Consider the following 18,329-nt stretch of genomic DNA (forward strand, 5'->3'; position numbering starts at 1 on the left):
CGGGCGGTGGCTGTTACGAACCCTACGCGCCCGCAAAAATCGCGCTTTCCACCTGCTCATGCCCGGCCTCTACCTCCACATTCCGTTCTGCAAGCAGGCCTGCCACTACTGCGACTTTCATTTTAGCACTTCCATGGGGCTGAAAGGGCAGTTTGTGGAGGCCTTGGTGAAGGAAATGGCGTTGCGCCAGCACTACCTGCCCGACCCAGCCGCGCCGCTCGAAACCATTTACTTCGGCGGCGGCACGCCCTCCTTGCTCACGAGTGCCGAGCTGGCCCGCATTTTTGAGGCCATTTACGCGCACTTCCCGGTGTTGCCGCAGGCCGAAATCACGCTCGAAGCCAACCCCGACGACCTCAGCCCCGCCAAGCTGGCCGAGCTGGCGGCCTCGCCCGTCAACCGCCTCAGTATTGGGTTGCAGAGCTTTCACGAGCCGCACCTGCGCCTGATGAACCGCGCCCACTCGGCCCAGGAATCGGGGCAGGCGGTGCGGGCCGCGCAGGCCGCCGGCTTCGAGAATATCTCGGTCGACCTTATCTACGGCGTGCCGGCCCCTAGCCACGACATCTGGCAGGAGGACCTGGCCCGGCTGTTTGAGCTAAGTGTACCGCACGTGTCGGCCTACGCGCTCACCATCGAACCCGATACGGCGTTTGGCCGCCGCCTGCAAAAAGGCACCTTCGTGGTCCCGCCCGACGAGTTTGTGGCCACGCAGTTTGAGCTGCTGCTAGGCCAGCTGCGGGCCAACGGCTACGAGCAGTACGAAATCAGCAACTTTTGCCAGCCCGGCCGCGAAAGCCGGCACAACGCCAACTACTGGCGCGGCGTGCCCTACCTGGGCCTGGGGCCTAGCGCGCACTCCTTTGATGGGCGCAGCCGCCAATACGCGGTGGCCAACAACCCGCAGTACGTGGCCGCCGTGCTCGAACGCGGCGAGGTGCCGGCTACCGTGGAGCAGCTCTCGCCCCTTGACCAGGCCAACGAATACCTGCTTACCACGCTGCGCACCAGCCGGGGCTGCGACCTGGCGCACCTGCGCGATGCGCTGGGCCTCAACCTGCTAGCTAACCGGGCCGAGTACCTGGCTAGCCTCACCGCCCAGGGCATGGCCACGCTGGAGGGCCACGTGCTGCGCCTCACCGACGCCGGCAAGCTACTAGCCGACCACATTACCCTGGAGCTGTTTGCCGACGCGCCGGCCGCTGCGGTGTAGCTTGCGGCGGCGGCCGGGCGGGCCGCCGGTTTCCTTCGTCCCACCTTTCCCCCCGCGCAGCCGTGAAGCTTTTGAGCGATGCCCTGGTCAGCAACGACGACTTTTTTGTGGAGCAAGTCCAGCTCACGGCCATCGTCTTCGACAATACCGACGACGTAACCATCTGGGCCACTACGTTTCGCGACGACGACGACCACTTCTTTCACCTCGGCCTGCCCTTCCAGGCCCTCGATACGCTGCTGCGCGTGGCCGGCGACCGCGCCGAAACTCTGGCCGAAGAAGTAGCCGATGCCCTCGCCACCACCGAGCAATGGCCCTGCCTGCTCGAATACACGAGTGAAGAGCGCCCGCCCGTGGCCCTGCCCGGTGTGGCCCTCAAGCTGGCCGTCACCTTCCCCGCCGATGTGGAGGAAGCCGACGACCCGCAGCCGCACAACATCTTCTACCTCGAAGGCATCTACGCCCGGCTAGCCCCCTGAGTGCGGAATGGAGGCGCCAATTTGGTATCTGATTCCCGGTTTGGGCGCCGATGAGCGGGTTTTTCGCCGCCTGCGGCTAATGGGTACGGTGCACGTGCTGCGCTGGCTGGCCCCGCAGTCGCCCACCGAGCCCCTGGCCCACTACGCCGCCCGCCTGGCCACCGCCGTGCCCGCCGATGTGCCCTGCTGGCTGGTGGGCGTATCGTTTGGCGGGCTGTTGGCGCAGGAAATGGGGCGGCTGCGGCCGTTGGCGCGGGTGGTGCTCATTTCGAGCCTCGGCAGCCCGCTCGATTTGCCGCCTGCGCTGCGGCTGGCGGGCGCTACGGGGGTGCATCGCTTAGTACCCTTTGGCCTGCTGAAGTGGATGCCCCGGCTGGCCCAGTGGTTTTTTGGGGTGCGGGGCGGCACCGAATACCGCCTGCTGCGCCAGATACTCGCCGATACCGACCCCGCATTTGCCCGCTGGGCCACGGCGCAGTTGCTGGCCTGGTGCGGGCCGGGGCTGCCCGGCACGGTGCGCCTGCACGGCACCCGCGACCGCCTGCTGCCGGCCGGCACGGCCCGCATCGACTTTTTGGTGCCCGGCGCTGGGCATTTCCTCATCGTAAGCCACGCGGCCCAGGTAAGCCAGCTCCTTAATGAGCTGGCCGCCGCCGCGGGCTCATCCAGAAATTAAGCGGCTGGCCAGGCGGTTTTTCGCCACGCAGCCAGTATCTTAGAGCTGGTTTTCGGTGATTAATCTATTTTGCTTATGGCTTATCAGTACCTTTTAAAAAGTATGCTGCTGAGTGCCGGCCTGCTGGCGGCGGGGGCCACCCACGCCCAGCAGCTAGCCCCCGACTCAGTGCCGCGCGCCCACTCGCTGTTGCTCAAGGCCGGCCTGCGCCTCACGCACCTGCGCTACGCGCACGATAGCAAGTCGTGGCAGTTCCTGGTGCCGCTCTCGCTCGGGGCCGAGTACCGGGTGGCATCCCGCCTCAGCTTCTATACCCAGCTCGAAACCGATGTGCAGGCCAGCTTCACTGCCGGCCGCCGCCGGGCTACCCAAACCAACGCCTTTACCGCCGCCAGCGCCGCGCTAGGGGTGCGCTACTACTACGGCCGGGCCCAGCGGGCAGTGCCCACTTTCGGCCGCTACCTGGCCCTGGAGGGCAGCGCCGACTGGGAGCAGCTAACCGGGGCTAGCCTCGTAACTACCAGCGGCAGCGGCCGGCGGCGCACCACGCCCGCCGTGCTCACACCGGGGGTGTATGCGCTGTGGGGCGTGCAGCACCAACTGCGCCGCCACGCCTACTACGACATCAGCGCGGGCGGCGGGCTGCTGGCGCCGGCCTACTACAACTTTGAGCGGCCCAGCACCGCCAGCCGCTGGAACGTGGGTGGGCAGGCCACCATCCGCTTCTACTTCGGGCTATAGGGCTAGCCGGCGCCAACGCAAAAAGGGCTGCCCCGGTAGGAGCAGCCCTTTTGTAGGAGCAAAGCAGCAATTAAGCAGCGGCTACTTCAGATGCCACCGGCACTACCGATACGAACGAACGCTCATCGCGGCCTTTCTTAAACTGCACCGTGCCATCAACCAGCGCAAACAGCGTGTGGTCTTTGCCGATGCCCACGTTGGTGCCAGGGTGGTGCTTGGTGCCGCGCTGACGCACGATGATATTGCCAGCGATGAGCGACTGACCGCCGAAGATTTTCACGCCGAGGCGCTTGCTATGCGATTCACGGCCGTTGTTTGACGAGCCTACGCCTTTTTTGTGTGCCATGGGATAGTTATGAGTTAAAAGTTATGAGTTATGAGTCTTCAGTCAGAGCCTGAGCAGCGCTAGCCAACTCATCGCTCACAACTTTTAACTCATACCTAATTAACCAATGCTGTTAATCATTACTTTGGTGAACTGCTGGCGGTGGCCATTCAGTTTCTTGTAGCCCTTGCGGCGCTTCTTCTTGAACACCAAGACTTTGTCGCCCTGCACGTGGGCTACAATGGTGCCTTTTACTGCCACATTCAGCTCGGGCGTGCCGATGCTGAGCGTACCGTTGTCATCGGTCAGTAGGGCGTTGCCCAGCTCTACCGAGTCACCGATATTACCGGCCAGACGCTGGGCGTAAACAAATTTATTAGCCTCAACCTTAGTCTGTTGGCCGGCGATATTAACAATGGCGTACATCTTATTTCCGCTGGAGGTTTCTCAAAAGGGAACGCAAAAGTACGGCACCTTTTCGGTAAAACCAAACCTAAGTGGTTAATCTTCATTCATTCGGCCAAAATGCGCCGGGTTCAAGCACATTTTTTGCCGTAGCGGCTAAGTGGCTGAAAGCAAGAAAGTGGCTTGCGTGCGCCGGTTTTTGTGGACAACTGGCGTTATCCACAAAGAAAATGTGGATAAGTCGCTATAAGTCCGGTGCTTCCCCGCTTGCGCTTCATGTGCTACTCAGAGTAAGCCGGGCCGCCTGCAAAAAGTAGCCATTGATAAACGCAGGTACCGGCTAGGGGGGTGCGCGGCTATCTTTGAAGACCGGCCGGGCCGGGGCCGAACAACGCCGCGCCAGTTCGGTTAGCCCGGTAGTTTGCTACTTCGTCAACCCCGAAACCCGTTACGTTTTATGGAGCCCTTACTCGCCGAAAACCCCAACCGTTTCGTCCTCTTTCCCATTCAAAACCCGCAGGTGTGGGAGTTTTACAAGAAGGCGGAAGCCTCGTTCTGGACGGCCGAGGAAATTGACCTCTCGCAGGACCAGAAAGACTGGAACGGCCTGAACGACAACGAGCGCCATTTCATCAAGCACGTGCTGGCGTTCTTCGCGGCTAGCGACGGCATCGTGAATGAGAACCTGGCCATCAACTTCATGCAGGAAGTGCAGATGCCCGAGGCGCGCTGCTTCTACGGCTTCCAGATTATGATGGAAAACATTCACAGCGAAACCTATTCGCTGCTGATTGATACCTACATCAAAGACCCCAAGGAAAAGGATTACCTCTTCAACGCCCTCGAAACAGTGCCCGCCGTGCAGCGCAAGGGCCAGTGGGCGCTGACGTGGATTAACTCCGAGAATTTTGCCGAGCGCCTCATTGCGTTTGCGGCCGTGGAGGGCATCTTTTTCTCGGGCTCGTTCTGCTCGATTTTCTGGCTGAAGAAGCGCGGCCTCATGCCCGGCCTCACGTTCTCGAACGAGCTGATTTCGCGCGATGAGGGGCTGCACTGCGATTTTGCCTGCCTGCTCTACAGCTACCTCGAAAACAAGCTGCCCGAGGAGCGCGTGCAAGCCATTATCCGCGATGCGGTGACGATTGAGCAGGAGTTTGTGACCGATGCGCTGCCCGTGAGCCTCATCGGCATGAATGCCCGCACCATGAGCCAGTACATCGAGTTTGTGGCCGACCGCCTGCTGGTGTCGCTAGGGTGCAGCAAGATTTACAACGCCAGCAACCCCTTCGATTTCATGGAAATGATTTCGGTGCAGGGCAAAACCAACTTCTTCGAGAAGCGCGTGGCCGAGTACCAGAAAGCCGGTGTGATGACCGAGCGCGCCGACAATATGTTCTCGCTCGACGAGGATTTTTAGGCGCGCGCCAACGTAGTAAAAAGCCCTGACTTTCTCTTCGAAGTCAGGGCTTTTTGGTGGGTCGCAGCAGGTCGCCCGCGGGTAGTGGGCAGCATCTCAATTGCTCCCGTTACTAGTACTGCCGCCTCCTGGCCTCGGCCGGGGCAGGTTGCCCCTAGCTGCAACCCCTGTGCTTTTTGCCGCCGCTGGCTGGTGATGAACGGCAAACAGGTTGTTAAACGCTGCCCGTGCAAGGCGTTTGGGCCGCCCGTGCCCGTCGTGGCGCTGGTGGCTGGGGCGGGGCTGGCGGTGGCTGGCTACTGCTGGTACTATAGCCGCCGAAAGTAGGCCAAAAGCCACTGGATATACACAATAAAAACCTAATTCTCGCGTCAGCCGCCCAGCCGTTTTTTCAAAAAATGGCCGGGCGGCCTCATTTTCAGGCTGTGCGGACCGATTCTAAATATTTCTCTTGGCAACCCCAAACATGGGAACTAATTTCCGGCTTTAAAGCACCGCAGCTTCGCACTAGAGGCTAGCCAGATTAGTAGTTATCGCCCACCTTAGCGCTTCCCATAACATGCTCGTAATCAAACGCGATGGCCGCCGTGAGTCGGTCAAGTTCGATAAAGTAACCGCCCGCATTGAGAAACTTTGCTACGGGCTTAATCAAAATTTCGTGTCGCCCATCGAGGTGGCCAAGAAGGTCATCGACGGCATCTACGATGGCGTGACGACCGTCGAACTCGACAACCTGGCGGCGGAGACGGCCGCTTCGCTGACCACCCGGCACCCGGACTACGCCATCCTGGCGGCCCGCATCGCGGTGAGCAACCTGCACAAGGTGACCTCGAAGTCGTTTTCGAGCACCATGAAGCGGCTGTATACCTACGAGGACCCCAAGAATGGCGACAACGCCTCGCTGATTGCCAAGGACGTGTGGGAGGTGATTCACAAGCACGCGCACACCCTGGACTCGGCCATTATCTACGACCGCGATTACAACTACGACTTCTTCGGCTTCAAGACCCTGGAGCGCTCGTACTTGCTGCGCCTTGATGGCAAGGTGGTGGAGCGGCCCCAGCACATGCTGATGCGCGTGTCGGTGGGCATTCACAAGGACGACATCGACTCGGCCATCAAGACCTACAACATGATGAGCGAGCGCTGGATGACCCACGCTACGCCGACCTTGTTCAACGCCGGCACGCCCAAGCCGCAGATGTCGTCGTGCTTCCTGCTCACGGTGAAGGACGACTCGATTGAGGGCATCTACGAGACGCTGAAGGACTGCGCGCTGATTTCGCAGAGCGCAGGCGGCATCGGGCTGGCCGTGCACAACGTGCGCGCCACGGGCTCCTACATTAAGGGCACCAACGGCAACTCCAACGGCTTGGTGCCGATGCTGAAGGTGTTCAACGATACGGCCCGCTACGTGGACCAGGGCGGCGGCAAGCGCAAGGGTGCGTTCGCCATTTACCTGGAGCCCTGGCACGCCGACATTTTCGAATTCCTGGACTTGAAGAAGAACCACGGTAAGGAAGAAATGCGCGCCCGCGACTTGTTTTACGCCCTCTGGACGCCCGACTTGTTTATGAAGCGCGTGGAAGCCAACGGCGACTGGACGCTGATGTGCCCCCACGAGTGCCCCGGCCTCGACACCACCTGGGGCCCCGAGTTTGAGAAGCTCTACACCAAGTACGAGCGCGAGGGCCGCGGCCGCAAGACCATCAAGGCGCAGGAGCTGTGGTTCCACATTCTGGAAAGCCAGACCGAGACGGGCACGCCCTACATGCTCTTCAAGGACGCCGCCAACGGCAAGAGCAACCAGCAGAACCTCGGCACCATTAAGTCGAGCAACCTCTGCACCGAGATTATGGAGTACACCGACAAGGACGAGATTGCGGTGTGCAACCTTGCCTCGCTGGCGCTGCCCCGCTACCTCGTGGAAGATGCCCAGGGCAACCTGACCTTCGACCATAAGACGCTCTACGACATCACGTACCAGACTACCTTGAACCTCAACAAGGTAATCGACGTGAACTACTACCCGGTGCCCGAAACCGAGCGCTCCAACTTCCGCCACCGCCCCATCGGGCTGGGCGTGCAGGGCCTGGCCGACACGTTTATTGCCCTGCGCATGCCCTTCGAAAGCGACGAAGCCAAGGGCCTGAACGAGGACATTTTCGAGACGATTTACTTCGCCGCCATGACGGCCTCGAAGGACCTCGCCATGAAGGACGGGGCCTACGAAACCTTCCCCGGCTCGCCGCTTTCCAAAGGAATCTTCCAGTTCGATATGTGGGGCGTGACGCCCAAATCGGGCCGCTGGGACTGGGACACCCTGCGCGGCCAGGTAGTGGAGCACGGCGTGCGCAACTCGCTGCTGGTGGCGCCCATGCCCACCGCCAGCACCGCCCAGATTCTGGGCAATAACGAGTCGTTTGAGCCCTACACCAGCAACATTTATGTGCGGCGCGTGCTCAGCGGCGAGTTTATGGTGGTGAACAAGCACCTGCTGAAGGACCTGGTGAAGCTGGGCCTCTGGAACGAGCAGATGAAGCAGGACATCATCGCGGCCAACGGCTCGGTGCAGGGCATTGCCCGCGTGCCGCAGCACATCAAGGACCTGTACAAGACGGTGTGGGAGATTTCGCAGCGCACCATCATCGACATGGCCGCCGACCGGGGTGCCTACATCTGCCAGAGCCAGAGCCTGAACCTGCACGTGCAGAACCCCAACTTCGGCAAGCTCACCAGCATGCACTTCCACAGCTGGAAGCGCGGCCTCAAAACCGGCATGTACTACCTGCGCACCAAAGCCGCCGCCGACGCCATCAAGTTCACGGTGGAAAAGCAAGCCGCCGAAACCCTGGAGCCCATGTACGCCCAGAACCAAAGCGACATGGCCTGCTCGCTCGATAACCCGGACGCCTGCGAGGCCTGCGGTTCGTAAGAAGTTTTAGGCAAAAATAAATCTAAAATAAAAGGAGGGGGTATTTGCTCCCTCCTTTTTTTAATATATGCCAGCTATAACGCCTGATTTGAAAAGAGTTTGTAGCCTTTCTAATCTTAGAAAGGCTTGGAATCGTATTAATAGTTCTCGTAAATACGATTATAAGAACTATTTCAGGCATTTATACAAATCTTATGAGATTTCACTAGAAGATAATCTTAGGAGTATTAGGGAGAGACTCAAAAGTGGTACTTACAAACCAAGTCATGCTGTTAAAATATATCTTCCTAAAAAGTCTGGATTACTTAGGGTATTTAGTTTGTTATCAGTTGAAGACCAAATAGTATATCAAGCTTTTGGTAATATTGTGGCTGAGAACCTTAGTTCGAAAGCTCGTGCGCACTATAATTCGAATAATTTTGGTCATCATTTTGCAGGTGTTCACTCAGAGTTTTTTTTCAAACCTTGGGAAATAGGTTATAATAAATTCAAAAGCGAATTTAAAAAATCATTTCGTGCAGGGCTTATATACACAGCTACATTCGATTATACAGCGTTTTATGATACAGTGGACCACAGCGTCCTTTCTCATTTGCTAGAGGATTTAAGATTTACTCCTGAGTTTTGTCAGAATATCATAGAATATTTGAAATATTGGACTTGTACAGAGCCATGTGAGGCTAAATACCATAGTCACGGGATACCTCAAGGACCTCTTACGTCAGGAATCTTCGGTGAGGTTATGTTGACCTATGTCGATACTACATTTTGCAAAGGGCCACAACCGTATCGTTACATGAGATATGTTGATGATATAAGAATTTTATCTGTGGACGAGCTGGGTGTAAAAAAAGCAGTTATGCGGTTAGATATATTAAGTAAGCGAATAGGCCTTTTCCCTCAAGCAAGTAAACTCAGTTTACATAAGATTACTGATATTGATTCTGAGCTTAAAAACGTTAGTAATATTGGCGAGCTAAACGTAATAAAGGAAAAAATATTAGCTACCTGAATGATATTAGGAAAATAATAAAAGATGGGAAGGTTCTTGATGAAACTTCATTCAAGTACATGTTAGCTCGCGTTCCTAATGAAACTAGGTTGGAGAAGAAGTGTGTTGAAGTTCTTCTTAATCAGCCTAATTTATGTGATTCAGTTGTCAGGTATCTGGCTAATAGGGACTTTTTAAATGATTCAATAGCTGACCTTATATTAAAGTTTATCTCGGAAACAAATTTATACGAAGAAGTTACTGCAAAATGTTTGCAATTAGCTTTGAATAGAATAAAGTCGGTAGAATTAAAAAATGCATTCAGTGAATTTTGTCTGGAATCGTTAAGGAGAAATGAAATAAGTTCCCTAAATCTTAAAGCTCAGATTTATGCCTGGGTACTCAAAACGGTTGCACTGAAATTTAATGATTTAGAAAGTATTTTAGTATCTGAGGAAAGTTGGGTCATTCATAATATTATCAATGAAATTGATTTATCTCTTTATGGAAAGCCTTCGTACGCCTCGATTATTAATAATCTGCTTACGCATAAAAATTCTGATGTTCAAGCTTATGCCTCGTATCTCGCAATAGAAGCTGAAATAGATGTAACGGCTAATACTAGTAATATTGGACTTTTAGCTAAAGCATCTTTACGAAAAGCTGGAAAAATATCTGGCAGCATTGCAAGAGCAAGTACAATATCAGAATCCCTATCATATATCGTTGGTCTAAGCTTGTCTGAGTGTAATTGGAAAAAGTTCTTTGGTGTAAATCACAGCAAGGTTGAGCACCAGATACTGATGTGTAAGTCATACATAAGGAGTAATCCGACTGCATTTATAAATCAATTAGATTCATTTAATGAATTAGTTCTGAACTCATTATTTCCTCTAGACCAAAGACTTGGAAATTATCAACTCGGAGGTATTGGAGGATTTGTGAATACTCCTACTTGTTCTTTAGCAAAAAATCACCCTGATATTTATAAGATGTGTGAAGGCGTGCATTTATTAAGGAAAGAATCAGAGCTTTCTCATCCTATAGTGAGAAAAAGTACAAAAGACAGGACAGCTTTGCGCTTTACTAGGACTATAGCATTTTCCGAAGTCAAAAAGTTGAAGCCAGTGATGCAAGCGGCTGCTATAGCAATTGTAGATTTTGTTTTCCAAAACACAAATAGTCTTAAAGTAACAAAAGGCGGTGTGATTAGTGAACTCAAGAATTGACTGTATTTTTTCATCTTCGTGTATAATTATGGTTTCCCCAGCCGCTGCCGCCCCCGGTAGCGGCTGTCGTGTTTTTGGGGGGAGCGGGCGGGACGCACTTGGTACCTTAGTCGCATGGAAACGCCAGCTTCGGCGGCGAGGGGGGGCGTAGCTTGCGGGATAACTGACTGGAATTTGCGCTTATCAAACCTTACGTCTTATGAAGCTTCTGATACTTGGAATCATTTTTCTTCTAATCTCCTCAAGCAGCGATAGCCGGGCGCAAGGCCAGTCGGTCCGGCTCGTTCGGGTAGAACGCGAATACTTGAGGGACTTGGACGACGGGAAAGAGTGCGTCCCGATAGAAATAGGCCGAAAGAAGGGCGAACAACTGGATTTGGTATTGCCTCCTTTGTATCGAAACTCAGTTTCTATTTGGGACGAAGAGAACTGGCGTAAGTTTTTCAAGCGTGATAACCCTTATCAGCCAATTCAGCGAACCGGAAGCGGCGAGAACGACGAGAGAAAGGAAATTGTCTTGCACTTGAGCAAGCTGAAAGACGGGACTTATTACGTTTGGCTTGTTGGCGACTCTGTAGGGGGAACTTTTCAAATTCACTTAAAGACAGAGTAGTATCCTTGACTTCACCCAGCCGCAGCCGCCCCCGGTAGCGGCTGCCGTGTTTTTGGAGGCTAGCGCTATTTTTAGAGCATGGATAATTTCTCACCATCAACAGTGCAGTACTTGACTGAAGCGGGGTGGTATGCTGGCCGCAAAGTCTCGCTTGTCAAGTATCGAGCTTACTTAGAAGGCGAAGGATATACTTGGTTTTCAAAGGCAGCAGAGTTTTTGGAGGAGTTTGGGAACTTGCTAATAAAATTTAGAAGAGCATCTGGTGAAATAAATACGCTGGACTTTGATGCCTGCGAGGCTAGCGCTAGCTTCGATTCATACTGGGTAAGAGAAAATTATTCTAAACGCCTAGGGCGCTCACAGTTTTGTGTGATTGGGCAAGCCTATGGCAGCCATCTGCTGCTCTTTATGGATGACGAAGGCAAGGTGTACGGAGGCTTTGATGAATTCCTATGCCTAGTAGATGTTAGCGGAGAAGAGGCTATTGAGGTTATCTGCTCCAACCGTTCTATAATAGAGATTCCAGAATAGCCCCCCAGCCGCTGCCGCCCCGGTAGCGGCTGCCGTGTTTTTGAGGGAGTCCGGTAGGGCAGGGGGGCCGACGCCCGGCCTTAGCGGACGTCCGGTAGGGCGGCGAACCGGGCGCGCGGGCTTACCGGACGTCCGGTGGGGCCGGGGGTGCGGCGCGGGGCCTTACCGGACTTCCGGAAGGGCGGCGGCCCTGGCTACCGGGCCTGCCGGACGTCCGGCCGGGCGGGCGGCCGGGCGCGCCGGCCTACCGGAGGGCGGCGGGGGCAAGGTGAGCCATTGCCCGGGGTAGCGGCCTTGCGGCCAGCGCCACTACCTGGCGGCAAGCATTATCTTACGGGCGTATTCACGTATTCCCACATTCCTCATGGCTACTGCCGACCAACCCACCCCCACTACCCCCGCCCCCGGCGCGGCCCCCGTGCGCCACAAAGACAACCTGCCCAAGGGGCAGCTCGAGCTAGCCACCCTGGGCGTGGCCGCCGCCACCGCCTGGCAAGCCTCGCCGCTCGGCGACCTGCTCTATAAAAAGAAGGCCGATTTTGCGGCGCAGGCCGCCGCCTACCACGCCAGCATCGGCACCGCCGATACCGCCGACGATGGCATCAGCCCGGCCGCGCAGCGCCTTAAGGCTCTCGACAAGCAGGTGGCCAAAAACCTGGGCTTCGTGAAAGGCTACCTGGCCGAAGACCACGACGGCGAGGGCGACGAAGCCTTCTACGGCGAGTTTGGCATCGTGCGCGAGGGCAAAAACTGGCAGCTGCCCACCGCCCGCCCCGCCCGCGCCCAGGCCCTGGCCAAGCTGGTGGCCGCCCTGGCCGCCCACGGCTACGGCCCCCGCAAGTTCGGCACCGCCTTTTGGCAGCCCCTGGCCACCGAATACGCCCAGCTAGCCCAGGCCAGCGGCACCCAGCGCGGCGCGGCCTCGGCCGCCGTGGGCGCCAAAAATGCCCTCGAAGCGCCCCTGCGCACGGTACTGCGCTCGCTGGTGCTGCTCATCGGCGCGCACTACCCCGACGAGGATGCCCGCCGGGGCACCCTGCGCGCCTTCGGCTTCCGGAAGGAAAGCTACTAGCCTCCCGCCTCCACCATCCTTGTAGTTAACCTCATGCAACACCGCGAACGTTACGAACAGTACTTAGCCACTCGCCCCTTGGGAGTGAAAACCATTTCTAGCTACCGCGCCAGAATCGGGAAGGTAGAAAAGGCGCTGGGCGGCGAAGTAGACACCCTGCTACTCGCTGGGTTAAGCCAGCTGCTGGACAAAATCCAAAGCAGCAACCCGCACTTTGCGGGCGTGTCTGCCCGGCAGCTCGCCAACCTGCGCACGGCGGTGCGCCGCTATGCCGAAGCGCTAGCCTGAACTCCGACGCAACTCAGCCACCCAGCCGCTGCCGCCCCGGTAGCGGCTGGCGTGTTTTGGAGGGGCAAGCGGGCGGGGCGGTATGTTTACCTGGTCAAAACAACTAAACCAATAGCTGCCTCCTGGCATGGGGAAGAAAATACTCGCAGTGCTGCTTCTATGGGCCGCTACGCTGCCTACTAGCTGCGCGCAGACTAAAACGGCAGGCGCTCCGGAAACCAAGAAAATCAGCGCTGCCCTAAAAGAGTTGCTACCCGCTGGTGCGCTGCAAGTAGCCGCCATGGATAGCGTTGTGATGAACCCACGGCTGGCAGTGCTGCTGGCAAAATTTCAGGAAGGAATCCGCGCCAATCCGCAGTACATAATTGAGATGCAGAACAAGGCCGCTACACGAAAGCCCGGCCCGATGCCTTATGATAAACGCTCAGGCATGAGCGAACCCGAGTTTCGGGAGTTAGAAACGCTCATGGAGAAGCGGGAGATAAAGGTGGCGCCTTCTTATACTGGCACCTTACAGGTGGAGTACACTGCCAATACTATTCATTTCAACGGAACAGGCCGCTTAAGCATGCTGAATGAGGTATGGCTAGACCTGGACAAGAACGAGGCCCATTTTTTAAGCTACATCTTGCCCTACAAGAAGCTGGTAACCGTGAGCGACGCCAAAAATGCTTACGATAGCGCGTGGACGGCTTACGAATGGGAGTTGAGCGAGCCTGCCGACGAGAGCTTTGAAAGCATGAGCCTGGAGAAGTTGCGGGCAATGCATTTGCTGCAGGTGCAGTTTGAGATAGGTACCCTGGCCACAACGGGTAAAACACTACTCAAGCTCAAAGCTCGGGAAATCGACAAAGGCAAAAAGAAGTACGCTGTTGATACGCCGTTTTTTGTGCAATAGGCTTGTTTTTCAATTTAACTCCGGCCGCTGCCGCCCCCGGTAGCGGCTGGCTTGGTTGAGAGGCTAGCGCGGGCAAACCCCCTTCTTAGCCGGCGGCTCGCGCAGTAGCTTTGGCGCCTGGTTTAGCGCTGCCTGCCCATGCATCCGTTGTTTGCTTACCTGCGCCGCTTCGTGCCCGCCCTCACCGAGGCCGAGTGGCAGCTACTGGCCGGGGCCGTGCGGCCCTGCCACCTGGCGCGCGGCCAGCACTTTGTGCAGGCCGGCGGCTACCGGCCCGAAATAGCCCTGCTGCTCCAGGGCACCTGCCGCCTGTACTACCTGCGGCCGAATGGCGAGGAGCGCACCACGTACTTCTTCTTCGAAAACCACCTGCTGGCCGACTACCCGAGCTGCCTGGCGGGCCAGCCGAGCCAGCTTAATATTCAGGCCCTGACCGAGGCGGACCTGGTGGTGTTCGACTACGCGGTGCTGCGGCAGCTCTACGACGAGTGCCCGGCCTACGAGCGGTTTGGGCGCGTGCTGGCCGAGTTTCACCTGCTGGGCACCGATGCCCGCCTCACCGAGCAGCTCATTCTCTCGCCCGAGGAGCGCTACCGGGCGCTGCTGGCCAGCGGCAAAACCAAGATTCTGGAGCGCATTCCGCAGCACCTGGTGGCCAATTACCTCGGCGTCACGCCGGTGTCGCTCAGCCGCATTCGGGCGCGGGTGGCGCGGGGGCGCTAGGGGCGGGGCGCTGAATTTTCTTAGCTTTTGTTATCGTTGGGGGGCTAGCGGCAGGCGGAATTTTGGGTATTGATTTTCACCATTCAAAACCCCCGCCTGCTCCCATGAAATCGCTGCTGAAAACCGAAGAATTGGCCCAACTGCTGCTGGCCGCGTTTGTGTTCGCCCACCTGCCTTATGCCTGGTGGGTACTGCCCGCCACTTTCCTGCTGCCCGACCTGAGCATGCTGGGCTACCTGGCCGGCCCGCGCGTGGGCGCCGCCAGCTACAACCTGGTGCACCACAAGGCCCTGGCCATTGCCGTGGGCCTAGCGGGGTGGGTGCTAGGGCAGCCCCTGCTGGTGCTGGCCGGCACGGTGCTGCTGTTTCACAGCGCCTTCGACCGGCTGCTGGGCTACGGCCTCAAATACGCCACCGGCTTTCAGGATACGCACCTGGGCCGGGCGGGCAAAATGACCCAGGTGCGCACCCTGGAAGCCGCCTAGAGTTGAGCGGGAGGCCGGAGCAGGTGGGGCCGGCAGCCTTCGCAACCCGTGGCGCTGGTAGGTGGGCCGCTACGCTGCGGGGGCGCCCTTACCGGGCATCAGCCCCTGGCTGCCGCGCAGGTGGCGGGCATAGCGGCGGGGCTAGCGGGCAAAGGCGTACTTTTAGCGCCTGATGCCAGCCCTTAATTCCCAGCGCGGTGTGCCCTCGGCGGCGGTGGTGGCCTGCTACAACGCGGTGCCCAGCGTGCTGTGGTCGGGGCTGGCGCTGGGGCCGCTGGCGGTGTGCTGCTACCACTACGTGGTGCAGCCGTGGCTGTGGGGGTTTTTGGCCGTGAGCTTGTCGGCTTATGCGTGGCCGGCGGCATGGCTGCGGCGCCTGCAGCTAGCCCCCCGCGCGCAGGTATACCGCCGGCTGGGGGTGCCGGGGCTGGGTTACTTCACGCAGCAAGGAGCCCTGGTGAACAGGCTGTTGCGGCGGCGGTATCCGAACTATCGAGGGCTGGTGGGGCGGCGGGCCGTGGCCAGGCTGCTCAGCACCACCTACCAGCAAGAGCGGTTTCACTGGGCCGGGCTGCTATTTTTTCTCGGGGTGAGTATTTACGTTGGGGCGGCGGGCCAGCTAGGGTGGGCGCTCGGCCTAACGGTGCTCAACGTGGGCTACAACCTGTATCCTATCTGGCTGCAGCAGTACCTGCGCATCCGGCTGGGGCACTAGGCGGCATGGCAAAAAGCCCCCGCAGCAACTGCTGCGAGGGCTTTGGTAACTAGTGGCTGGGTAGCGGCCCTAGCCAGCGAAATAGTCGCCCTGCTCCAAGTCGGCCAGCAGGCCGGGGTGGGTGGGGTGCCAGCCCAGCCACTGCTGCGTGAGCGCGCTCGACCCCGCCATGTCGAGGGCGGCGAAGCGGGCCATCCAGCCGAAGTGCTCGGCGGCTTCCTCGGGCGATTTCGACACCACCGGCACGTGCAGGTGCCGGCCGATGACGGCGGCCAGGTCGCGAAAGGCAATGCCCTCGTCGGCCACGCCGTGGTAGCGCGCGCCAGCCGTGCCCTGCTCCAGCGCCAGCCGAAACAGGTGGGCCGCATCGAGGCGGTGCACGGCCGGCCAGCGGTTGAGGCCCTCGCCAATGTAGGCCGCCGCGCCTTTCTGGCGGGCCACCTGAATAAGGTAGGGCACGAAGCCGTGGTCGCCCTTATCGTGCACCGACGCGGCTAGCCGCACCACGGAGGCCCGCACGCCCTGCGGCACCAAGGCCAGCGCCGCCTGCTCGGAAATGCGCCCCACGCCGGCAGTCGGCACGTCTTCTTCGGTGGCCGGGCGGCCGGCGGGCAGGCCAGCCAGGCCCGACGTGACGACGAGCGGCCGGCCCGAGCCCGCCAGCACGCTGCCCATCGCCTCGATGGCTTGCTGGTCGGTGGCGGCGGCCTGCTGATACTGCGAGAAATCGTGTATAAAAGCCAGGTGAATAACGCCATCGGCGGCGGCGGCCCCGCGCTTCAGGCTGTCGAGGTCCTGAAGGTCGCCCCGCAGCACCTCGGCCCCAGCCGCCGTGAGGGCCTGCGCCGAGGCGTCGGAGCGCGCCAGGCCCAGCACCTGGTGGCCGGCTTGCAGCAGTTCGGGCACCACGGCCGAGCCCACGAAGCCCGATGCGCCGGTTACAAAAACTTTCATAGGAGGGTAGGTTTAAAGAGGGTGTAGTTCCGGGTCAAAGGTCTGGCGGCGGGGGGCGCCCGGCACTGCGCGCAGCAAACCAATTGCTGTAAAAATCAAACAGCTGCCGCCTGCAAGTTGCTAGGCCCCGCGCCCAGCGGCGGCCCAGTGGCCCGCTGCCAGGGCCTCGTAGCGGGCTTGCTTGGCCGCCAGGGGCCGCCGGTACGTATGCTGCCTGGTTCTTTTTCAGCGCACGTAGTTCAAACAACTCATGGCAAATTTTGCAGACAACCTCGGCGGGCGGCTAGCCCTGCTTGAGCCGGCTACCCTCGACTCAGACCAAAAAAAGCTCTACGACCAGCTGCAGGATACGATGGTGACCTGGGCCGAGAAATCAGGCTTCCAGGCCGATACCTACGACGACCGGCTCATTGGCCCCTTCAACGCCATGCTGCGCAGCCCGCTCATCAGCAAGGCCCTAATGGGCGTGACCTCAGTCGAGGGCAAGGAAACCTCGCTGAGCGAGAAGGTGCGGCAGGTGGTGATTCTGACCGTGGGCGCGGCCTGGCAGGCCGCCTATGAGCTGTATGCCCATACGGCCGTGGCCAGAAAGGCGGGGTTCGACGAGGCTACCGTGCAGGCGCTGGCCGCTGGCCAAAAGCCAGCTAGCCTCTCGCCCGAAGAAAGCGTGGCCTACGACTTCACCCAGCGCCTCACCACCCGGCACCAGATAGATACCGAGCTGTATGAGCAAGCCATCGTGACATTTGGCGAAAAAGGCGTGGTAGATATGATTTATCTGGCCGGCCAGTACATGACTATCAGCGGCTTACTTAATACGTTTGCCGTGCCCGCGCCGCCGGCGCAGTAAGTTGCGTATAGCCCCGTTATGATTCCGCTCATCACCCAAACGCCGCGCCTGCTCATCCTGGCCGCCAGCCGCGCCCTGCTCACGGCCGAGCTGCACAAGCCGCAATACTTCCCCACGCTGCTAGGGGCCGCCTTGCCCACCGACTGGCCGCCCGGCGAGTACGACCGCGAGGCGATGGAATATTTTCTCGAAAAGCTGACGGCCGGCGGCCGCGACGCAGCCGGCTGGTACAACTGGTATGCCCTGCGCAAGGCCGAGGGCGACACGCCCCGCACGCTGGTAGGCACCGGCGGCTTCACGGGCCCGCCCGATGCGGCCGGCACCGTGGAGCTGGGCTACTCCATTGCGGCCGACTGGCGCGGCCAGGGCCTGGGCACCGAGCTGGTGGCCGGGCTGGTGCAGCAGGCCGCTACCACCGGCATGGTGCGCCGCCTGGTGGCCCACACCCCGCCCGAAAACCTGCTGTCGCAGCGCGTGCTGCTGGCCAACGGCTTTGCCTCGGTGGGCACCGACGTGAACGGGCAGCTGCGCTTTGAGCGCGCCGTGGAGCCCGCCGCCGACCCAAAGCTGCAAAGCCCCGGGCAGTAAGCTCTCCGAATAGCCTAGCCACTAAAAAAGCCCGGCTCACTTGCGTGAGCCGGGCTTTTTTAGCCAAGACGCAGTCGTTATTTCTTCTGGGTCTTCACGTTTTTGCCGGAGGGCTTGTCCTTGATGGTCGTCTGGTTGGCATCCTCCTTTTTCTTGGTTTCGGGGTCGGTGTGGCTGGGGGTTTTTACGGTGGTGGCCATG

Annotated in this window: 22 protein-coding genes; 18 read left to right on the forward strand and 4 right to left on the reverse strand. The window is 58.7% G+C overall.

All coding sequences use genetic code 11. The annotated features are described in order from the left end of the window. The first annotated feature begins 58 nt into the window (after positions 1-58). The 4 genes from hemW (at position 59) to Q5H89_RS08990 (ending at position 3,109) form a co-directional block, all read left to right on the forward strand. Complete coding sequence (gene hemW, locus Q5H89_RS08975; RefSeq protein WP_305018964.1) at positions 59-1,213, forward strand: radical SAM family heme chaperone HemW; 1,155 nt, start codon at positions 59-61, stop codon at positions 1,211-1,213. A gap of 62 nt (positions 1,214-1,275) precedes the next feature. After that, the gene (locus Q5H89_RS08980; protein WP_305018965.1) at positions 1,276-1,692 is read left to right on the forward strand and encodes a hypothetical protein; all 417 of its coding nucleotides are present in this window, start codon (positions 1,276-1,278) and stop codon (positions 1,690-1,692) included. A gap of 7 nt (positions 1,693-1,699) precedes the next feature. After that, complete coding sequence (locus tag Q5H89_RS08985) at positions 1,700-2,368, forward strand: alpha/beta hydrolase (RefSeq protein ID WP_305018966.1); 669 nt, start codon at positions 1,700-1,702, stop codon at positions 2,366-2,368. 102 nt (positions 2,369-2,470) lie between these two features. Then, the gene (locus Q5H89_RS08990; RefSeq protein ID WP_305018967.1) at positions 2,471-3,109 is read left to right on the forward strand and encodes a hypothetical protein; all 639 of its coding nucleotides are present in this window, start codon (positions 2,471-2,473) and stop codon (positions 3,107-3,109) included. Positions 3,110-3,179: 70 nt separating this feature from the next. Here the strand turns inward: Q5H89_RS08990 and rpmA are convergent, their stop codons facing one another. Beyond that, positions 3,180-3,455, reverse strand: coding sequence for a 50S ribosomal protein L27 (gene rpmA, locus Q5H89_RS08995; protein ID WP_305018968.1), 276 nt, complete (start codon positions 3,453-3,455; stop codon positions 3,180-3,182). A 99-nt stretch (positions 3,456-3,554) separates the two neighbouring features. Then, positions 3,555-3,860: a 50S ribosomal protein L21 gene (gene rplU, locus Q5H89_RS09000; protein ID WP_305018969.1), complete on the reverse strand. Its 306-nt coding sequence runs from the start codon at positions 3,858-3,860 to the stop codon at positions 3,555-3,557. A 436-nt stretch (positions 3,861-4,296) separates the two neighbouring features. On the opposite strand from rplU, the gene Q5H89_RS09005 reads away from it, so the two are divergent. The 12 genes from Q5H89_RS09005 (at position 4,297) to Q5H89_RS09060 (ending at position 15,736) form a co-directional block, all read left to right on the forward strand. After that, complete coding sequence (locus Q5H89_RS09005) at positions 4,297-5,256, forward strand: ribonucleoside-diphosphate reductase small subunit (RefSeq protein ID WP_305018970.1); 960 nt, start codon at positions 4,297-4,299, stop codon at positions 5,254-5,256. A 559-nt stretch (positions 5,257-5,815) separates the two neighbouring features. Then, complete coding sequence (locus tag Q5H89_RS09010) at positions 5,816-8,191, forward strand: ribonucleoside-diphosphate reductase subunit alpha (protein ID WP_305018971.1); 2,376 nt, start codon at positions 5,816-5,818, stop codon at positions 8,189-8,191. A gap of 67 nt (positions 8,192-8,258) precedes the next feature. Then, complete coding sequence (locus Q5H89_RS09015) at positions 8,259-9,203, forward strand: RNA-directed DNA polymerase (RefSeq protein ID WP_305018972.1); 945 nt, start codon at positions 8,259-8,261, stop codon at positions 9,201-9,203. Positions 9,204-9,262: 59 nt separating this feature from the next. After that, positions 9,263-10,411 (forward strand): hypothetical protein, encoded by a 1,149-nt coding sequence (locus tag Q5H89_RS09020; protein ID WP_305018973.1) that lies wholly within the window; start codon positions 9,263-9,265, stop codon positions 10,409-10,411. 199 nt (positions 10,412-10,610) lie between these two features. Next, positions 10,611-11,024: a hypothetical protein gene (locus tag Q5H89_RS09025; protein WP_305018974.1), complete on the forward strand. Its 414-nt coding sequence runs from the start codon at positions 10,611-10,613 to the stop codon at positions 11,022-11,024. 78 nt (positions 11,025-11,102) lie between these two features. Continuing rightward, on the forward strand, positions 11,103-11,555 hold the full coding sequence (locus Q5H89_RS09030; protein ID WP_305018975.1) for an SUKH-3 domain-containing protein: 453 nt from the start codon (positions 11,103-11,105) through the stop codon (positions 11,553-11,555). A gap of 364 nt (positions 11,556-11,919) precedes the next feature. Further along, positions 11,920-12,627 carry a hypothetical protein gene (locus Q5H89_RS09035; RefSeq protein WP_305018976.1) on the forward strand — a complete coding sequence of 236 codons (708 nt, stop codon included), beginning with the start codon at positions 11,920-11,922 and terminating at the stop codon, positions 12,625-12,627. An 84-nt stretch (positions 12,628-12,711) separates the two neighbouring features. After that, complete coding sequence (locus Q5H89_RS09040) at positions 12,712-12,915, forward strand: hypothetical protein (protein ID WP_305018977.1); 204 nt, start codon at positions 12,712-12,714, stop codon at positions 12,913-12,915. 127 nt (positions 12,916-13,042) lie between these two features. Continuing rightward, positions 13,043-13,813, forward strand: a complete 771-nt coding sequence (locus Q5H89_RS09045; protein WP_305018978.1) for a hypothetical protein — start codon at positions 13,043-13,045, stop codon at positions 13,811-13,813. A gap of 138 nt (positions 13,814-13,951) precedes the next feature. Then, the gene (locus Q5H89_RS09050) at positions 13,952-14,536 is read left to right on the forward strand and encodes a Crp/Fnr family transcriptional regulator (RefSeq protein ID WP_305018979.1); all 585 of its coding nucleotides are present in this window, start codon (positions 13,952-13,954) and stop codon (positions 14,534-14,536) included. Positions 14,537-14,640: 104 nt separating this feature from the next. Further along, a complete protein-coding gene (locus Q5H89_RS09055) occupies positions 14,641-15,021 on the forward strand; it encodes a DUF4260 domain-containing protein (protein ID WP_305018980.1) in 381 nt (126 codons plus the stop codon). A 172-nt stretch (positions 15,022-15,193) separates the two neighbouring features. Beyond that, a complete protein-coding gene (locus Q5H89_RS09060; protein ID WP_305018981.1) occupies positions 15,194-15,736 on the forward strand; it encodes a glycosyl-4,4'-diaponeurosporenoate acyltransferase CrtO family protein in 543 nt (180 codons plus the stop codon). Between the two features lie 69 nt (positions 15,737-15,805). Here Q5H89_RS09060 and Q5H89_RS09065 read toward each other — a convergent pair whose 3' ends face one another. After that, positions 15,806-16,690: an SDR family oxidoreductase gene (locus tag Q5H89_RS09065; protein ID WP_305018982.1), complete on the reverse strand. Its 885-nt coding sequence runs from the start codon at positions 16,688-16,690 to the stop codon at positions 15,806-15,808. A 250-nt stretch (positions 16,691-16,940) separates the two neighbouring features. On the opposite strand from Q5H89_RS09065, the gene Q5H89_RS09070 reads away from it, so the two are divergent. Then, complete coding sequence (locus Q5H89_RS09070) at positions 16,941-17,540, forward strand: carboxymuconolactone decarboxylase family protein (protein ID WP_305018983.1); 600 nt, start codon at positions 16,941-16,943, stop codon at positions 17,538-17,540. A gap of 18 nt (positions 17,541-17,558) precedes the next feature. Next, complete coding sequence (locus Q5H89_RS09075) at positions 17,559-18,128, forward strand: GNAT family N-acetyltransferase (protein ID WP_305018984.1); 570 nt, start codon at positions 17,559-17,561, stop codon at positions 18,126-18,128. Between the two features lie 77 nt (positions 18,129-18,205). Here Q5H89_RS09075 and Q5H89_RS09080 read toward each other — a convergent pair whose 3' ends face one another. After that, a complete protein-coding gene (locus tag Q5H89_RS09080; protein ID WP_305018985.1) occupies positions 18,206-18,328 on the reverse strand; it encodes a hypothetical protein in 123 nt (40 codons plus the stop codon). Position 18,329: the final 1 nt, after the last annotated feature.

Origin of the sequence: Hymenobacter cheonanensis (assembly GCF_030581075.1) — a bacterium.
Taxonomy (GTDB): Bacteria; Bacteroidota; Bacteroidia; order Cytophagales; family Hymenobacteraceae; genus Hymenobacter.